The organism is Geobacter sp. (assembly GCA_009684525.1).
Classification (GTDB): Bacteria; Desulfobacterota; Desulfuromonadia; order Geobacterales; family DSM-12255; genus Geoanaerobacter.
In genome coordinates, this window is sequence record WKKR01000006.1 from 55,233 (window position 1) to 72,049 (window position 16,817).

General features: G+C 59.9%; 16 protein-coding genes and 1 tRNA gene. 14 read left to right on the forward strand and 3 right to left on the reverse strand.

The annotated features are described in order from the left end of the window. Positions 1-38: 38 nt before the first annotated feature. From GJT30_16455 to GJT30_16485, 7 genes are all read left to right on the forward strand, one after another. Positions 39-914, forward strand: a complete 876-nt coding sequence (locus tag GJT30_16455; protein MSM41210.1) for a prephenate dehydrogenase/arogenate dehydrogenase family protein — start codon at positions 39-41, stop codon at positions 912-914. A gap of 23 nt (positions 915-937) precedes the next feature. Beyond that, positions 938-2,230: a 3-phosphoshikimate 1-carboxyvinyltransferase gene (gene aroA, locus GJT30_16460; protein ID MSM41211.1), complete on the forward strand. Its 1,293-nt coding sequence runs from the start codon at positions 938-940 to the stop codon at positions 2,228-2,230. Further along, positions 2,221-2,940: a (d)CMP kinase gene (locus GJT30_16465; protein ID MSM41212.1), complete on the forward strand. Its 720-nt coding sequence runs from the start codon at positions 2,221-2,223 to the stop codon at positions 2,938-2,940. Before aroA ends, GJT30_16465 begins: the two co-directional genes overlap by 10 nt. 33 nt (positions 2,941-2,973) lie before the next feature. Further along, entirely contained in the window at positions 2,974-3,822 is an 849-nt protein-coding gene (gene ispH / locus GJT30_16470) for a 4-hydroxy-3-methylbut-2-enyl diphosphate reductase (GenBank protein MSM41213.1), read from the forward strand. Between the two features lie 76 nt (positions 3,823-3,898). Beyond that, positions 3,899-5,653 (forward strand): 30S ribosomal protein S1, encoded by a 1,755-nt coding sequence (locus tag GJT30_16475; GenBank protein MSM41214.1) that lies wholly within the window; start codon positions 3,899-3,901, stop codon positions 5,651-5,653. 50 nt (positions 5,654-5,703) lie between these two features. Continuing rightward, positions 5,704-5,988 (forward strand): integration host factor subunit beta, encoded by a 285-nt coding sequence (locus GJT30_16480; protein MSM41215.1) that lies wholly within the window; start codon positions 5,704-5,706, stop codon positions 5,986-5,988. Positions 5,989-6,019: 31 nt separating this feature from the next. Beyond that, a tRNA-Leu gene (locus GJT30_16485) sits at positions 6,020-6,107 on the forward strand. Positions 6,108-6,195: 88 nt separating this feature from the next. Here the strand turns inward: GJT30_16485 and GJT30_16490 are convergent. Further along, a complete protein-coding gene (locus GJT30_16490) occupies positions 6,196-6,741 on the reverse strand; it encodes a tetratricopeptide repeat protein (GenBank protein ID MSM41216.1) in 546 nt (181 codons plus the stop codon). A 189-nt stretch (positions 6,742-6,930) separates the two neighbouring features. Between GJT30_16490 and cysE the strand changes: the two genes are divergently transcribed. From cysE to mtaB, 4 genes are all read left to right on the forward strand, one after another. After that, a complete protein-coding gene (gene cysE, locus GJT30_16495) occupies positions 6,931-7,641 on the forward strand; it encodes a serine O-acetyltransferase (protein MSM41217.1) in 711 nt (236 codons plus the stop codon). Next, positions 7,641-8,102: an Rrf2 family transcriptional regulator gene (locus GJT30_16500; GenBank protein ID MSM41218.1), complete on the forward strand. Its 462-nt coding sequence runs from the start codon at positions 7,641-7,643 to the stop codon at positions 8,100-8,102. Before cysE ends, GJT30_16500 begins: the two co-directional genes overlap by 1 nt. A gap of 115 nt (positions 8,103-8,217) precedes the next feature. Then, positions 8,218-9,279, forward strand: coding sequence for a tRNA 2-thiouridine(34) synthase MnmA (mnmA, locus tag GJT30_16505; GenBank protein ID MSM41219.1), 1,062 nt, complete (start codon positions 8,218-8,220; stop codon positions 9,277-9,279). Then, positions 9,273-10,577, forward strand: coding sequence for a tRNA (N(6)-L-threonylcarbamoyladenosine(37)-C(2))-methylthiotransferase MtaB (gene mtaB, locus GJT30_16510; protein ID MSM41220.1), 1,305 nt, complete (start codon positions 9,273-9,275; stop codon positions 10,575-10,577). The genes mnmA and mtaB overlap by 7 nt, the downstream gene beginning before the upstream one ends. 43 nt (positions 10,578-10,620) lie before the next feature. Here the strand turns inward: mtaB and GJT30_16515 are convergent, their stop codons facing one another. Further along, positions 10,621-11,790 carry an aminotransferase gene (locus GJT30_16515; protein MSM41221.1) on the reverse strand — a complete coding sequence of 390 codons (1,170 nt, stop codon included), beginning with the start codon at positions 11,788-11,790 and terminating at the stop codon, positions 10,621-10,623. Positions 11,791-11,964: 174 nt separating this feature from the next. Between GJT30_16515 and GJT30_16520 the strand changes: the two genes are divergently transcribed. Next, positions 11,965-12,294, forward strand: a complete 330-nt coding sequence (locus tag GJT30_16520; GenBank protein ID MSM41222.1) for a cupin domain-containing protein — start codon at positions 11,965-11,967, stop codon at positions 12,292-12,294. Positions 12,295-12,772: 478 nt separating this feature from the next. Beyond that, positions 12,773-14,431: an AMP-binding protein gene (locus GJT30_16525; protein MSM41223.1), complete on the forward strand. Its 1,659-nt coding sequence runs from the start codon at positions 12,773-12,775 to the stop codon at positions 14,429-14,431. A gap of 93 nt (positions 14,432-14,524) precedes the next feature. Here the strand turns inward: GJT30_16525 and GJT30_16530 are convergent, their stop codons facing one another. Beyond that, positions 14,525-15,121 carry a methyltransferase gene (locus GJT30_16530; GenBank protein MSM41224.1) on the reverse strand — a complete coding sequence of 199 codons (597 nt, stop codon included), beginning with the start codon at positions 15,119-15,121 and terminating at the stop codon, positions 14,525-14,527. 302 nt (positions 15,122-15,423) lie between these two features. Between GJT30_16530 and GJT30_16535 the strand changes: the two genes are divergently transcribed. Then, entirely contained in the window at positions 15,424-16,617 is a 1,194-nt protein-coding gene (locus GJT30_16535) for a M24 family metallopeptidase (protein MSM41225.1), read from the forward strand. The last annotated feature ends 200 nt before the right edge of the window (positions 16,618-16,817 follow it).

Consider the following 16,817-nt stretch of genomic DNA (forward strand, 5'->3'; position numbering starts at 1 on the left):
CTTTCAAAGGCACCCCAGACCCTGCGACATCGGATGCCATGCCATTAATTAATCGTCTTGCCATTGTCGGAGTGGGGTTGATCGGCGGTTCGCTGGCCCGGATTCTCCGCGAAAAGAATGAAGTCGGCGAGGTCGTCGGTATCGGCCGGGGGAAGGAGAACCTGGAGCGGGCCGTTGAACTCGGCGTTATCGACCGCTATTGCCATGACCCCCGTGAAGGGGTCGCGGGGGCGGACATGGTCTTTCTGGCCACGCCGGTCTGCACCATTGCCGACCTGGTCAGGGAGATTGCGCCTGCCCTTGCGCCCGGCTGCGTCGTCACCGACGGTGGCAGCGTCAAGGGGGAGATCGTCTCTGCCTGCGAGCCGCTGATGCCGGAGGGGCGCCATTTCATCGGCGGTCATCCCATTGCCGGGACCGAGAAGTCCGGGGTCGAGGCCTCGTTTGCCGAGCTCTACCAGGGGCGGCGCTGCATCATTACCCCCACTGAGCGCTCGGATCGGCGCGCCCTGGAGACGGTGGTCCGGATGTGGGAGCTCACCGGCAGCGAGGTGGTGCTGATGGACGTGGCAAAACACGACCGGGTCGTGGCGGCCATTTCCCACCTGCCTCACATGGTGGCCTACAGCCTGGTCAATGCCGTCGGCGAATACGATGGCTGCGACGAGAACATCCTCAAGTATTCCGCCGGCGGTTTCCGGGATTTCACCCGCATCGCCTCGTCGGACCCGGTCATGTGGCGCGACATCGCCCTGATGAACCGGGACAGCGTCCTGGAGATGATGGATTTCTTTGCCGGCTACTATGCCGAGCTGCGTGAATTGGTAGCCAAAGGGGACGGGGAGGCGCTGGAGCGCTTCTTCGCCCGGTCGAAACAGTATCGTGACGGGCTGGTGGCCGGGACCTGGTCCTGACCCGGCCGCGCAAAGGGGATACCGTGCAGAGCTATACCGTACAACCGGTGCAGGCGGTCCGCGGAGAGATCGCGGTGCCGGGAGACAAGTCGATTTCCCACCGTTCCATCATGCTCGGCTCGCTGGCCAGCGGAACGACCACTGTCCGCGGTCTTTTGCGGGGCGAGGACAATCTTGCCACCCTGCGGGCCTTCCAGGCGATGGGGATCGGGACCGAGGACGACGGCGACCTCCTGGTCATCCGGGGGAAAGGGCTCCATGGGCTGACCGAGCCGACCGACGTCATCGACTGCGGCAATTCGGGAACCTCCATCCGCCTCATCTGCGGCCTGCTCGCGGCCCAGAAGTTTTTCACCGTTCTGACCGGCGACCAGTATCTGCGCCGCCGCCCCATGAAGCGGGTCATCGAGCCGCTCTCCCGGATGGGGGCACAGATCCACGGCCGTGCAGGTGGAGACAAGGCGCCGCTGGCCATCGTGGGGAAGAGGCTTACCGGCATCGACTACGCCTCGCCGGTGGCGAGCGCCCAGGTGAAGTCGGCCTTGATGCTGGCCGGGCTCTATGCCGACGGCGAGACCAGGGTGACGGAGCCGTCCCTTTCCCGCGACCATTCCGAGCGGATGTTCCGCTATTTCGGGGCCGATGTGACGACCTTTCCCGGCGGGGTAACGGTGCGCGGCGGCTGCGAGCTGGAAGGGCGCGAGATCGTTGTCCCCGGCGACATCTCCTCGGCCGCCTTCTTCATCGTGGCTGCCCTGATCGTCCCCGGTTCCGAGCTGCTGATCCGGGGGGTAGGGGTGAATCCTACCCGGACCGGCATCCTCGACATCCTCGCCGCCATGGGCGCATCCATCGAACTCGTCGACCAGCGGGAGCTCTCCGGCGAACCGGTGGCAGACCTCCTGGTGCGCTCCTCGGCTCTCAAGGGGATCGAGATCGGCGGCGACGTGGTGCCCAGGGCCATCGACGAGTTCCCGGTGATTGCGGTGGCTGCGGCACTCGCTTCGGGACGGACCGTGATCCGCGACGCCCGCGAACTGCGGGTCAAGGAGACTGACCGGATCGCCGCCATGGCGGCTAATCTGCGCAAGGCCGGTGTTCCCGTGGAAGAGACCGACGACGGCATGGTCATCGACGGCGTCGAGGCGCTCTCCGGCTGTGCTGCCGAGAGCTGCGGCGACCACCGGATCGCCATGTCCATGCTGGTTGCCGGTCTGGCAGCACGTCAGGCCATAACCGTCGACGACACCGAGTGCATCGCGACCTCGTTTCCGACCTTCCTCCCGCTTCTGGAGCAGGTGGGGATATGCCGATGAGCGGGCAAAAGCTTCGGCCCCGCGGGCTCATCGTTGCCATCGATGGCCCGTCCGGCGCCGGCAAAAGCACCATTACCCGGCACCTGGCCGCGCTGCTCGACTATGTCCATATCGACACCGGCGCCATGTACCGTGCGCTCGCCCTGGCCGTCTCTCGTTCCGGAGTGCCGGTGGATGATGATGCGCAGGTGCTGGCGGTCTGCAAACAGTCTACGGTAGCCTTTTGCCGCAAACAGGGGCAGATTTGCGTCACGCTCAATGGCGAAGACGTCAGCGACCTGATCCGCACCCCGGAGATCAGCCTGCTCACCTCCCATATTGCCGGCATGCGGGGGGTTCGGGAGCTGCTTTTGACCCTGCAGCGGGAGATGGGACATGACGGCGGCGTTGTCCTGGAGGGGCGCGACATCGGCACCGTGGTCTTTCCCGATGCGGATGTGAAATTCTTCCTCTCCGCTTCGCCGGAAGAGCGGGGGAGGCGACGCTACCTGGAGCTGAAGGCCAAGGGAGAACCGGTCGACCTGGAGCGGACCATAGCCGAGGTCATCGCCCGTGACAACCAGGATACCGGACGGGACCACGCACCGCTCCGTCAGGCAGAGGATGCCATAGCCATAGATTCGACGGCCCTTTCCATCGACCAGGTGGTGGAGAGAATGGCGGGGGTCGTCAAAGAGCGCCAGCGCTCGGCCGGCCCGGCTGCAGCCTGACCGGAAACGTTTTGTAGTTGTAGAGGAGAGTGCATGGAAATCATCCAGGCCAAGCAGGCAGGTTTCTGCTTCGGTGTGAAGCGGGCGACCCAGATGGCCTTTGAAGCGGCGGACAAGGGGGGGCAGACCTTTACCCTCGGTCCGATCATCCATTCCCCCCAGGTGGTGCAGAAGCTGGAAGAGATGGGGGTGCGGGTCCTGAAAAAGCTTTCGGAACTGGATACCGGTACCATCATCATCCGCTCCCATGGCGTGACCTCCGAGGAGTTGGAAGAGGCGGTCTGCAAGGAGCTTGAGATCGTCGATGCCACCTGCCCCTTTGTCAAGAAGGCCCAGGAACATGTGCAGAGCCTTTCCTCGGCAGGGTACGACGTGGTGGTGGTGGGAGATGCCGACCATCCCGAGGTGCAGGGGATCGTCTCCTATGCCAAGGGAAAGGTCTACGTGGTCGGTTCCGGCGAAGAGGCGGCCCGGCTCCCCCGGATGGGGAAGATTGGTGTGGTGGCCCAGACCACCCAGTCGTTCGAGAATCTTGAGGATGTGGTGCGCGAGTGCCTGAAGCGAGCCGTAGAGATCCGGGTATTCCACACTATCTGCGATGCTACGGCAGTGCGCCAGGAAGCGGCAAAGGAGCTTGCCAAGCAGGTCGATTGCATGATAGTAATCGGTGGATTTAACAGCGCTAATACCAAGCGGCTGGCTGAGGTCTGTACCGAGCTTCAGCCCCGGACCTACCATATAGAAACAGCACAACAGCTTGATCCAGAATGGTTTGTTGCCGTTGAGCGGGTGGGGGTGACGGCCGGTGCGTCGACACCCAAATGGTTGATCGATGAAGTCATGGAACGAATCAACCAACTTGACAAGGACAAAAACGGTTGAAATTTTTTCGTTTTGTGCTACCGTATGTCGGCTAAAAGCTGAGAACGCAAAGAAACGTAACGGGGGTATCGTGTTGATGAGTGAGGACAGGAACGTGGACAGAAGGAATGACGCACCGATCAAGCGCTTTGCCGATGTGGAGGATGACCACGAGCAGGGAGCGCACGGTGAGTTCGCCGAGCTGTTCAATGACAGTATAAAGCAGCTGCAGGTTGGTGAGATCGTCAAGGGTATCGTCGTGCAGGTCAACCAGGATATCGTCCTGGTCGATGTGGGATACAAGTCGGAAGGATGCATCCAGGCCAGCGAGTTCCTCGATGAGGACGGCGCCCTGACCATCAAGGTCGGCGACGAGGTCCGGGTCCTGTTCGAGCGCGAAGAGAACGAGCGCGGCTATATCGTCCTCTCCAAGAAGAAGGCGGAAAGCCATCTGGCCTGGGAAAAGGTCAATGCTGCCGGCGGCGAAGGCGGCGTTATCGAAGGGAAGATCACCGGCAAGGTCAAGGGTGGCCTCACCGTCGACATCGGGCTTGCCGCGTTCCTCCCCGCCTCGCAGGTCGATCTGCGGCCCAGCGGGAACCTGGACAAGTACATCGGCCAGTCCGGCATGTTCAAGATCATCAAGATGAACCGGAAGCGGGGCAATATCGTCCTGTCCCGGCGCGTGCTGCTGGAAGAGGAGCGGGACAAGCTCAAGGAGCAGACCCTGGGGAACCTTGCCGAAGGGCAGGTCCTGGAAGGGATCGTCAAGAACATTACCGATTACGGCGCATTCGTCGACCTAGGCGGTCTGGATGGCCTGCTGCACGTTACCGATATGTCGTGGGGGCGCCTCAATCACCCCTCCGATGCGGTGAAGGTCGGCGAGAAGCTGACAGTCAAGGTCCTCAAGTACGACAGCGCCAAAGGGAAGATCTCCCTCGGTCTCAAGCAGACACTCCCCGATCCCTGGATCACCGTGAACGACCGCTACCAGGTCGGTTCCATCGTCGAGGGAAAGGTCGTGAGCCTGACCGAGTACGGCGCTTTCGTCGCCCTCGAAGACGGCGTGGAAGGGCTGATCCATGTCTCCGAGATGTCGTGGACCCGTCGTGTCCGCCATCCCTCCGAGATTCTCACCGTCGGGGAAACCGTTCAGGCAGTGGTTCTCGGCGTCGATCCCAATAACCGCCGCATCTCCCTCGGCTACAAGCAGACCCAGGTCAATCCCTGGACGGTGATCGGCGATCGTTATCCGGTCGGGACCAAGATCGAGGGGCAGATCAAGAACATCACCGACTTCGGCATGTTCATCGGTATCGAGGACGGTATCGACGGCCTGGTGCATGTCTCCGACATCTCCTGGACCAAGCGGATCAAGCATCCCGGAGAGATCTTCAGCAAGGGACAGTCTGTCCAGGCTGTCGTGCTGAATATCGATGTCGAGGGTGAGCGGCTCTCCCTGGGGATCAAGCAGCTTTCCCCCGATCCCTGGAGTGAGATCCCGCAGAAGTACAAGCCCGGCTCCCGCATTCGCGGCAAGGTATCCTCGGTCACCGATTTCGGCATCTTCCTGGAGATCGAAGAGGGGATCGAAGGATTGGTCCATGTCTCCGAACTGACCCAGGAGAAACTGGCAACACCCAAGGGCTTTGCCGAAGTGGGGGACGAACTGGATGCCATCGTCCTGAACGTCGACGTCAACGACCGCAAGATCGGTTTATCGATCAAATCCCTGCAGTCCGCCATCGAGAAGGCAGAGCTGGAAGACTACATGGGGTCCCAGAAAGAGGTCACCTCGAACCTCGGCCAGTTGCTGAGGGAAGGGTTCAAGAAAAACGGCGATAATTAATGCGGAATACCGTCTCCCTGGTTGGCGGTGACGAAACAAGCGGAGGATGTATGACCAAGAGTGAACTGATCGATAAAGTAGCAGAATCGAACGCTTCATTGACTCGCAAGGAGTCCGAGGCCATCGTCAATATCATTTTCGATGCCATGGGGGATGCACTGCGGCGTGGTGAGAAGGTGGAGATCCGCGGCTTCGGGAGCTTCACCGTGCGTGAGCGGAGTGCCCGCGAGGCCCGCAACCCCAAAAGCGGCGAGATCGTGAAAATACCCGCCAAGCGAGTTCCTTTCTTCAAGACCGGCAAGGAACTGCGCGAACGGGTTGACATCACGTCGTAATCGACTGCGAGGCGACGGGCAGCGATGCCGAGCCCGAATGGCGGAATTGGTAGACGCAAGGGACTTAAAATCCCTCGGCACTTAGTGCTGTGCCGGTTCGACCCCGGCTTCGGGCACCACTAGAATATCTTCCTGCACAACAAAAAAGGGCTATGCGTCGGCATGGCCCTTTCATTTTTTGCATCGAGTGTCTGGATTGATGAGGCGTTACTTCTGTCGATGCTTATTCCGGTTCAGAAGGTAGCCGAGCGACCTGTTGAGGATGTGCTCCCGCTGGAGGATGGGGATGACGGGGCGACGACGGCTTCCCATCAGTTGCAGGTCGGTGATGATTTCGGGGTCCTTTCCCTGCTGCAGTCCCTGCTGGTAGGTTGCCAGAGCCTCTTTCTTTTTTCCCTGCATCAGGTAGATGCGGGCAAGGTTCAGGTAGTGGTGGGTGGTCTTTGGCTCTTTGACCATGGCGCTCTTGCACAGGGATATGGCGCGATCGTACTGGCCGCGTTCCTTGGCCAGACAAAAACCCAGACATGAGGAGAGTTCGGGGGTTTCTGCCGCTTTCTCCACCCGTTCGAGACAGACCAGGGCCAGCAGCGTATCGTTCTCCCGGTAAGCTGCCAACCCCTTTGCAATCAGTTCTTCCTGGGAGAGGACGGCCACATCCTGCTCCAGTTGACCGATCCGTTCGTGCGGGTCGATGTCGAGCAGCTTGAGAAATGTGGCAGTGTCGTTTTCGTTTACGGGAAGTGTTGCCATGTTCACCTCCTTATGGAACGTAACATTTGCACTTTATCACATAACTTCCGGATTGCCATAACATTTTTCCCTGAGTACCGTTTTGCGGCTCCGATCCGCAAATAATAGTTGATATATCTGGTAGGGTATGTTACCAGTTAGTAAACCCTGCAATTACGGCAGGTTTGCCAAGGCATGTCCGAGCCCGTTATGGAGGGGACCACGAAAGGGGACGCCATGTTTGCGCGTATGAGAGAAGATATCCAGTCGGTTTTCGATCGCGATCCAGCGGCTCGCAATGTCCTGGAGGTCTTTTTCTGCTATCCGGGACTGCACGCCGTCTGGTTTCACCGGATAGCCCACTGGTTCTGGAACCGGCAGTTCTACTTCCTGGGGAGGCTGATATCCCATTTCGGCCGTTTCTTCACCGGCATAGAGATCCATCCCGGCGCAAAGATCGGCAGGAAATTCTTCATCGACCATGGAATGGGGGTCGTGATCGGTGAGACTGCCGAGATCGGCGATAACGTGACCATGTACCATGGCGTCACCCTGGGAGGGGTGAGCTGGGAAAAGGTGAAGCGGCATCCAACCCTGGAGGATAACGTGGTGGTCGGCTCCGGGGCCAAGGTTTTAGGGCCGTTCACCGTCGGCAATGGGGCAAAGATCGGCTCCAATTCTGTTGTTGTGAAGGAGGTTCCTCCTCATGCCACGGTGGTCGGCATCCCCGGCAGGGTGGTCATGGAGGTGGAGAAACCGCATAAGCGTGTCGATCTTGAACATGGCAAGCTCCCTGACCCGGAGGCAAAGGCCATTTCCTGCCTGTTCGACCAGATCAGGGAACTGGAGCGCAAGTACGCAGATCTTGCCACTGAACACGAAGAGCTCAAGAAACGGCTCGAAAAGGACGGCGGTGTCTGATGAGGCTGTCGACAAAGGCCCGGTACGCGGTCAGGGCCATGGTCGACCTGGCGATTTACTCCAATGGTCGACCAGTTACCCTGAAGGAGATTGCCGGCCGTGAGGAAATCCCGCTCAGTTACCTGGAACAGCTCTTCTTCAGGTTGAAGTGTGTTCGGCTGGTGGAGAGCGTGCGTGGTCCCGGTGGCGGTTACCTGCTCGCCAGGGACGGCAGCGAGATCACCGTAGGAGAGATAATTGCCGGCGTGGAGGAACAGCTCAATCCGGTGGCGTGCCTCGATAGCGGCGCTGCCGAGTGCTCCCGGATGCCGGCCTGTGTGACCTATTCCGTCTGGAAGGGACTGGGCGAACGGATTCATTCGTTCCTCGATTCGATCCGGCTCGCCGATCTAGCTGCTGATGCCCGACAGCGAATGGAGGCTGGTGCCGACCGACTCGGATCCGAAACATCTGCTTCTTGACCCCGGTACGCAGGCCGGGATATACTGCCTGAACCGTTAACGCCTCATCTTTCCATTCTTTGGAAGGTGCGGCGTTTTCTTGTGCCGGACTGACACGGCCTGCGGAAGGATTATTATGACCATTGCACAGAAAGCGCGGGTTGCGGTTGCCATGAGCGGCGGGGTGGATTCGTCGGTGACGGCGGCTCTGCTCAGCTCGCAGGGCTACGACGTCTTCGGGATCACCATGCGGGTAGCTCCCATGACTGGCCAGCAGGCGATCGACGATGCTGTACTCGTCGCTGGCCGCCTCGGCATTGCCCATCACGTGGTCGACCTCTCGACACCTTTTCGCGAATCAGTGCTGAATCCCTTTGTTGCCGACTATCGCGCAGGCAGGACCCCCAACCCGTGCGCCCGCTGCAACCCGCTGATCAAGTTCGGGCTCCTCCTGGATGCTGCGGTCGCTCTCGGTGCGGATTCCATGGCAACCGGGCACTATGCCCGCATCCAACGGGCAGAAGACGGCTCCTGCCGGCTCCTGAAGGGGGTCGATGCGGCTAAGGACCAGTCGTATTTCCTCTTTGGACTGCGCCAGGAGCAGTTGGCCAGGGTGCTTTTTCCGCTGGGCGGGATGACCAAGACCGCAGTCCGCACGCTCGCCGCCGAATTGGGGCTGCCGGTGATGGAGAAGGCGGAGAGCCAGGAGATCTGTTTCATCCCGGATAACGACTATGTCAGGTTCCTGGAGGAAGAGGAGGGTGTACCAACCCTTGCCGGCAACATCGTTACCCGCCAGGGCGAGCTGCTCGGCCGCCACCGGGGCATCCATTGTTACACCGTCGGTCAGCGACGGGGGCTCGGCATCGCCTTTCGCGAACCGCTCTATGTTCTGGGTGTCGATCCCTGCCGGCAGGAGGTGATCGTCGGCACCAGGAGCGAGCTCTTTCGCTCTGGCCTTCGCGCCGGCGGCTTCAACTGGATACTGCCGCAAGCCCTGCCGCGTCCGGCCACCTGCAAGATCCGCTACCGGCATCATCCCGTATCCTGCGAGCTGTCGGACAACGGCGATGGCCGAGTGCTGATCCTCTTCCATGCCCCGGAAAAAGGGGTCACACCGGGGCAGGCCGTTGTGGCCTACGACGGGGAGACGGTTCTGGGGGGGGGATGGATCGAGGAGGCGCTGGAGGAATGCTGAGGGTTGCCATTGCCACACTCGGGTGCAAGACCAACCAGTTCGAATCTGCCGTCATGGCCGAGAATCTCGCCAAGGACGGGTTGAGTCTGGTGCCGTTCGGCGAGGTGGCTGACGTGTATGTCATCAACACCTGTACCGTAACCGCTCGGACCGATGCCGAATCCCGGCGCCTGGTCCGCCGTGCCAGCCGGCTGAATCCGCAGGCGCGTATCGTGGTTACCGGCTGCTATGCCCAGGTTACTCCCAGCGACCTGGCTGCCATGCCGGAGGTCGGGCTGGTGGTGGGGAATGAAGAGAAGAAGGGGCTGGCTGCACTTTTACGCCGGGAGGGGGTGGACAGCCGGGTGATGGTTTCCGACATCTCCCTGCAGTCCAGGGCCGAGCCGCTCTCCCTGGAGACCTTTGCCGAGCATACCCGTGCCTTTCTCCAGGTGCAGAATGGCTGCGACAGCTTCTGTTCCTACTGCATCGTCCCCTATGCCCGGGGCCGGAGCCGGAGTGTGCCCCAGCCACCGGTGCTGGAAGGGGTTGAACGGCTGACTGGCCAGGGGTTCCGGGAGGTGGTGCTGACCGGCATCCACCTGGGGAGCTACGGCCGGGACCTCGATCCCCCGGCAAGCCTTTTGGCTCTGCTGGAGCTCTTGCAACTCCGGGGTGCCACCGGCCGGCTCCGCCTCGGCTCCCTGGAACCGCTGGACATAACCCCTGCATTGATTGCGTTCCTGGAGCGGTCGCCGATGGTCTGCCATCACCTCCACATCCCCCTGCAAAGCGGTTCGGACCAGGTGCTCGCACGGATGAACCGTCCTTACGACTCCGCCTATTTCCGGGATCTCGTGACGCGGCTCATGGCGGCCCTCCCCGGGGTCTGTCTCGGGCTTGACGTGATTGCCGGCTTCCCCGGCGAGACCGATGCGGAGTTCGCCGACACCCTGCGGCTCATAGAAGAGCTGCCGGTGGCATACCTGCACGTCTTCCCATTTTCGTCACGACCGGGAACTGCGGCGGCGGCCATGACCGGACACCTGCCGAGCCGGGTCGTCACGGAGCGCGCCCAGGCCCTGCGCCGTCTGGGTGAGGAGAAGCGTAGCGTCTATCAGAGCGGTTTCGTCGGCACGGAGCTGGATGTTCTGGTTTTGAAGCAGCAGGGTGCCGGCGTCTGGAGAGGCCTTTCGCGAAACTACCTGACCGTCAGCTTCAGCGGTCATGCGGATCTTGCCAATACCGAAGTCCGTGTCCGCGTTACCTCGGTACGCGGCTCCTCCCTTTCCGGCGATTACGTCGGCCCTTTACCGTAGGCCTTTTCCGGGCATGTCCCGGATCGATCCCTCCCCACAGCCATCATGAAAAGCTTCTGAACCGCTCCACTGCCTCGGGAATGGTCGCTTCGGTAATGTTGCCGAATGCCAAGCGGAGGTAGCGTGTCAGGTCGGATCCGAAGACCTCGCCGGGGAGGGTGAGCACCCCTGCCTCCTCCACCAGCCGTCTGGCCACCTCGCGACCGCTCAGGTCGGCAAAGGGGTGGCGCACCCAGGCAAAAAAGGCGCCGCTGGTGACCAACTCAAAGGGGTTGCCGGGTTGCGTGAAGAGTCCTTTCAGAAGATTATGGCGGCGTTCCATCAGGTCCCGGTTTTCGGCCACCCACCCGTCCAGGTGCTCGGTCCCGTATTTGACGGCCAGCTGGGTGAGGCGCGGCTGACAGACCGTCATCGAGTCCTGGGCCTTCAAGACCTGGCTGATGAATTCACCTGAGGCAGCCAGCATGCCGGCACGGAAACCGGTGAGAGCATAGGTCTTGCCGAAGGACATGATATGGATGAAATGATCGTCCCAGCCGGGCCGTTCAAAGAGACGGTGCGGTTGGACCCCGCCGGGGATGAAGTCGCTGTATGTTTCGTCCAGCACCAGGGCGATCCCTCTGTCGCGGGCAAGTTCGTAGAGCTCGTCGATGATCTCAGGCGGGGTCACCGCACCGGTCGGGTTGCTGGGGGTGACCAGGAGGATGGCGCGGGTTCGCGGGGTAATGAGGCGGGCAATGGTTGCCGGCTGCGGGATGCCCCTCTCCTCTGGGACAAAGGGGGCTGCGATGGCGCGGATGTTGAGGATGGCCAGCGCCATGGGGTGGTCGAAGTATGCCGGTTCCTGGATGATGACCTCATCTCCCGGTTGGCAGAGTCCGAGCATGGCGAGCCAGAATGCCTGGCTGGCTCCGACGGTGAGGCAGAGCTGTCCGGGTGAGAGGCGTCCCCGGTACGTGCGCGCATAGCGGGAGCAGATCGCCTCGCGCACCTCGGGCAACCCTTCGTCGGGCGTGTAGCGGGCGATGGACGGGTCGTCGAGGAGCATCTTCAGGTGCTCGATCATCCCGCCTGCAGGGGGATAAGCCGGCACCGCCTGGCAGAGATCGACCAGTGGCGGTCCGCCGGGTTGGCGTCCGGCGATCCAGCCGGTTACCTCGGTGATCGGGGGAGGGTGTACCCAGGAAAAGGATTCAGCAGTGCGATAGTTCATGGCGCGCTCCGGGATTCGACGTCTGACCGTACTCTACTCGATTGCGGCCCGATCCGCAAGACAGGTGAACCGCAGGTTCTTGATTCCGGTCAAGCCAGCCGACCCCTTTTTGTGGTACGGTTATTATATAAGAAGCGAGAGAAGATGCCGCAATGCGGAACTCTGGAGGATGCCATGAGCGGAGAAGAAACGAGACAGGCACAATTGATGACCCTCAACCAGGTGGTGGACTACCAGGCCGGCGCGGTGGTCAGCAAGACCCTGGTGGACAAGAAGATCGGCACGATCACGGTTTTTGCCTTTGCCGCGGAACAGGGGCTGTCTGAGCATACCGCCCCGTTCGATGCGGTGGTGCAGGTGATCGATGGCGAGGCAAAGGTTACCGTGGCCGGCAAGGACTACCAGGTTGCGGCAGGGCAGATGATCATCATGCCGGCCAACCAGCCCCATGCCCTGCGGGCCGAACAACCGTTCAAGATGGTCCTGGTGATGATCCGGGCCTGAGGTCGTTGTCGGGTGACAGGTGGTTCTGGTATTTTGCGCCCCTACCAAAGTGTTATGAGAAAATGCTCACAAAGTCTCGCTTTGCCTTGGCAATCGAAGAATTGGAGCCTGTTCGACATTCCACAACTCCTGTGGAAAGTGCTGTGGAAAAGATGGTGGGAGCGTAACACAACTGTCACGAAAACTAACCGGATTCTGCAAATTGCATAAAAAATGTGCACGCTGGAGTTTACGCGCTTTTTTCGAAAAAACCATTATATTCCAATGTGTTGTGCAACTATTGGAAATGGCAGTACAAACCTGTTGTCAAGTGGTTTTTCACGATTTTTTTTCGTATCAGCCCCTCCATTGTTTCAGTAGCATCGTGTTTTAAAAATCTTGACTTGCCGGGCCTGCTATGTTAATAAATAACCCCTTTTAATTCAATGGGTTAATAATTGGCAGGCATATGCGTGCCCCGGTCTGCGGGAGGTAAGTCATGATGCAACAACTGGAATGGACGGTAGGCGGGCTGCTTGACCAGATTGCGGAGACCTACCCGGACAATGACGCGTTGGTTTACCACGAACGGGGCTTGCGCTATTCCTATCGGGAATTCAACCAGGTCTGTCGGCAGGTTGCCAAAGGGCTGATGAAGCTCGGCATCGGCAAGGGGGAAAACGTTGCCATCTGGGCCTACAACGTCCCGGAGTGGGTCATCCTCCAGTTTGCCACGGCCAAGATCGGCGCCATCTTGGTAACGGTCAACACCGCCTACAAGTCGGCCGAACTCGAATACATCCTCGATCAGTCCGACTCTACCACCCTGTTCATGGTCAAATCCTTCAAGGATACGGACTATGTTGCCACGCTGAATGCAGTGGTGCCGGAACTGGCGACCGCCAAAACGGGGACGCTCAGCACCCCCAAACTCCCCTTTCTCAAGAACGTGGTCTTTATCGGCGACGAAACTCCCGGCGGCATGCTCAACTTCGCCCAGATCGTCGAGATGGGAAAAGAGGTGTCCGATGCCGAACTGGCAGCCGTGGAGGCTACCCTTGACCGGCACGACACCATCAACATGCAGTACACCTCCGGCACCACCGGGTTTCCCAAGGGGGTGATGCTGACCCATCACAACCTGGTCAACAATGGCTTTGCCATTGGCGAATGCATGAAGTTCACTGAAAAGGATCGGCTCTGCATTCCGGTCCCGTTTTTTCACTGCTTCGGCTGCGTTCTCGGGGTCATGGCGAGTGTCACCCACGGTTCCACGATGGTGCCGGTGGAGATCTTCGATCCGCTCAAGGTGTTGCAGACCATTGAAAAGGAGCGCTGCACCGCGGTCCATGGCGTCCCCACCATGTTCATCGCCGAGCTGGAACATCCGGAATTCAGTAGATTCGACCTCACCAGCATGCGCACCGGGATCATGGCCGGGTCGGTCTGTCCGATCGAGGTGATGAAGCGCGCGGTCAATGACATGCATGTCACGGAAATCACCAGCGTCTATGGCCAGACTGAGTCTTCGCCCGGCATTACCCAGACCCGCACCGAGGATTCGATCGAGCTGCGAGTGGCCACGGTGGGGCGGGCGCTGCCGGGAGCCGAGGTGAAGATCGTCGACATCGAGACCGGGGCTACTTTGCCGCCGGGCAAGCAGGGGGAGCTCTGTGCACGGGGCTACATGGTCATGAAGGGGTACTACAAGATGCCGGAGGAGACCGCCAAGGTGATCGACGCCGACGGCTGGCTGCATACCGGCGACTTGGCCGTGATGGACGAGAACGGCTACTGCAAGATCACCGGCCGGATCAAGCAGATGATCATCCGTGGCGGCGAGAACATCTACCCCCGAGAGATCGAGGAGTTTCTCTACACCCACCCAAAGATCTCCGATATCCAGATATATGGCGTTCCGGACAGGAAATACGGCGAGCAGGTGATGGCTGCCGTTATCCTCAAGAAAGGGGTGGAGATGACCGAACAGGAGGTGAAGGACTTCTGCAAGGGGCGGATCGCCAACTACAAGATCCCGCGCTACGTGAAGTTTGTCGACTCCTATCCCATGACCGCCAGTGGCAAGATCCAGAAGTTCAAGCTGCGGGAGATGGCCATCAAGGAGCTCCACCTGGAGGAAGACGGAACCGCTGCCTGACCCGTCCGCCACAATCGTTGCCGTTGACCGCCCGGAGCATCCCGCTCGCGGGCGGTTTTCGTTTATGGCGTTGCGCGGCCGGAGTTTGGGGGATCAGAGCTTGCGCATGAGGAAGGTCGAGTATTCTTCCATGATACGGCTGTCGATCTGTTCGCAGCCTTCCCTGATGAACCTCTGCTGGACATCGAACTTGTCCTGGAGAGGGATGCCGGAGAGGAGGAGGTAGCCGCCGGGGCGGGTCATGGCGACCATCTGACTGCTCAGGGCCAGATGGATGTCCGCGTAGATATTGGCGAGAAGCAGGTCGAACGAGCAGTCGGCAAGGCAGGCGAGCTCGCCGCAAACGCTCACGATTTGCTCTCCCATCTCATTCAGGCGAACATTGTCCGCGCAGGAAACCGCTGCCTTCCAGTCGATGTCCAGAGCCACCACGTGGTTCACCCCCAGCCGCGCCGCCGCTATGGCAAGTATCCCGGTGCCGCTTCCCAGGTCCAAGGCATGCATGCCGTTCAATTCCGGCAATGCCGCGATAAACTCCAGACAGGAAGCGGTGGTTTCGTGTTCTCCCGAGCCGAACGCCCCCTTCTTGCCCAGGAACAGGGGGATGGTGTCCGATCCGCTGATTGTCTCCCCTTCGGGGATAATGGTGAACTGACCGATAGCAAAGGGCCTGAAGATCCGACCGTACATTGGCATGCTCCTCATGGTGGGGTGCGGCTACGGTACACGTTTTTGCCGGCTCTGTGAAGGGGCTTGCAATAAGAACCCCATTGTTTTCTCTGGACAGGCCGGGCGGAGATTGTGTATACACGTTTCTGCGGCGGACTGCTGCCAGAGTTGTCACCGGGAGGAATGCATGCAGGTACGGGGGATCATCCTCGGGAGCGTTTTTGCGCTGTTCATCATCTGTTTTATCGCCATCATCGTTGAGGAGACGCTGCTTGGCGGCCGGCGGCGCCGCCGGATGGAAAAGAGCCTCAAGGAGCGGAAACATGCGGATAACACCAACCACTGAACTGGAATACCGCTGCAGGAGTCTGCAGGATCGCATGGCCGAGGCCGGGCTTGATGCGGTCATCGTAGCCCAGAACGCCGATCTCTTCTATTTTGCCGGGACCATCCAGACCGGCAACCTGTATATTCCTGCTCAGGGGCAGCCGCTCTACATGGTTCGCCGAGATGCAGCTCGAGCACGGATGGAATCTGGCCTCAAAGAGGTGGTCTCCTTTTCGTCACCCAGGGATATCCCGAAGATTCTCGCAGAATATGGTTATCCGGCACCGTTGCGGATCGGTCTCGAGTTGGACGTCCTGCCGGTGAACTTTTTCGAGCGCTATCGCAAGATCTTCCCTGATGCAGTGTTTGTCGATGCCACCCCTCTCATTCGCCTGGTCCGGATGAAAAAGAGCAAGTACGAGATCCACTGCATGATGGATGCCGCCAATCAGGTAGACAAGGTCTATCGTCGGGCGTGCGAGGTGATCAGGGAAGGGATGACCGATATCGATCTCGCTGCTGAGCTTGAGTACGTTGCCCGCCGGGAAGGTCACCTGGGCTTGATCCGGATGCGGGTTTTCAATGGTGAGATGCTGTTCGGCCATACCTTTTCCGGTACTGACAGCGCGGTTCCTGCCTATACAGATACGCCTCTGGGGGGGATCGGCCCCAGCCCTTCCTTTGGCCAGGGGGCCAGCTACAAACCGATCGGCCGGAACGAGCCAATCGTCATCGATTTTGCCGGGAGCTATGACGGTTATCTGGTGGACCAGACCAGAATCTTTTCCCTTGGCCCCTTGTCGGACCGTTTGCGCCGGGGCTATGACGACATGCTCAAGATTCAGCAGCTGATGATTGAGCTTGCACCCCAGCGACCCACCTGGGGAGCGCTTTACAGTGCATGCCTGGAGCTGGCGGTAGCGCTCGGTTATGTGGACAGCTTCATGGGAGCCAAGGAGAGCCAGGTCTCCTTTATCGGCCATGGTCTCGGAGTGGAAATCGACGAATACCCTTTCATCGCTCGTGGTTTCGATGAGATGGTACTGGAGCCGGGGATGGCCTTTGCCTTTGAACCGAAAGTCGTCTTTCCCGGCGAGGGTGCTGTCGGGGTTGAGAATACCTTTTATCTCGCCGATGACGGTTCCCTCAAGCGGTTGACCCATTCCCCGGATGAACTGGTTATCCTCTGATCCGACGCAAAATTTTTGTTGATTTTAATTTTTGCCAATGTTATAAGTGCCTAACCATTTTTGTATACAGTATATCGAGTCGGTGTTCCAACATCACGACAGTTCTATAGAATCTGTCGCTGTCATGGCCTTTTGGGGCTGTGCATAATGTATGCAGAACCACCAGTGAAGGAAAGGAGGGGGGAAACGGTTTAGTCTAG

Excerpts from the sequence above, each read along its gene's own strand:
- GJT30_16490 (MSM41216.1), bottom strand. The coding sequence starts at position 6,741 with ATGGCAACACTTCCCGTAAACGAAAACGACACTGCCACATTTCTCAAG.
- GJT30_16480 (MSM41215.1), top strand. The coding sequence starts at position 5,704 with ATGACCAAGAGTGAACTGATCGATAAAGTAGCAGAATCGAACGCTTCA.
- mtaB (MSM41220.1), top strand. The coding sequence starts at position 9,273 with ATGCTGAGGGTTGCCATTGCCACACTCGGGTGCAAGACCAACCAGTTC.
- GJT30_16500 (MSM41218.1), top strand. The coding sequence starts at position 7,641 with ATGAGGCTGTCGACAAAGGCCCGGTACGCGGTCAGGGCCATGGTCGAC.
- GJT30_16530 (MSM41224.1), bottom strand. The coding sequence starts at position 15,121 with ATGTACGGTCGGATCTTCAGGCCCTTTGCTATCGGTCAGTTCACCATT.
- GJT30_16515 (MSM41221.1), bottom strand. The coding sequence starts at position 11,790 with ATGAACTATCGCACTGCTGAATCCTTTTCCTGGGTACACCCTCCCCCG.
- GJT30_16520 (MSM41222.1), top strand. The coding sequence starts at position 11,965 with ATGAGCGGAGAAGAAACGAGACAGGCACAATTGATGACCCTCAACCAG.
- mnmA (MSM41219.1), top strand. The coding sequence starts at position 8,218 with ATGACCATTGCACAGAAAGCGCGGGTTGCGGTTGCCATGAGCGGCGGG.
- GJT30_16455 (MSM41210.1), top strand. The coding sequence starts at position 39 with ATGCCATTAATTAATCGTCTTGCCATTGTCGGAGTGGGGTTGATCGGC.
- GJT30_16465 (MSM41212.1), top strand. The coding sequence starts at position 2,221 with ATGCCGATGAGCGGGCAAAAGCTTCGGCCCCGCGGGCTCATCGTTGCC.
- cysE (MSM41217.1), top strand. The coding sequence starts at position 6,931 with ATGGAGGGGACCACGAAAGGGGACGCCATGTTTGCGCGTATGAGAGAA.
- GJT30_16525 (MSM41223.1), top strand. The coding sequence starts at position 12,773 with ATGATGCAACAACTGGAATGGACGGTAGGCGGGCTGCTTGACCAGATT.
- GJT30_16475 (MSM41214.1), top strand. The coding sequence starts at position 3,899 with ATGAGTGAGGACAGGAACGTGGACAGAAGGAATGACGCACCGATCAAG.
- GJT30_16535 (MSM41225.1), top strand. The coding sequence starts at position 15,424 with ATGCGGATAACACCAACCACTGAACTGGAATACCGCTGCAGGAGTCTG.
- ispH (MSM41213.1), top strand. The coding sequence starts at position 2,974 with ATGGAAATCATCCAGGCCAAGCAGGCAGGTTTCTGCTTCGGTGTGAAG.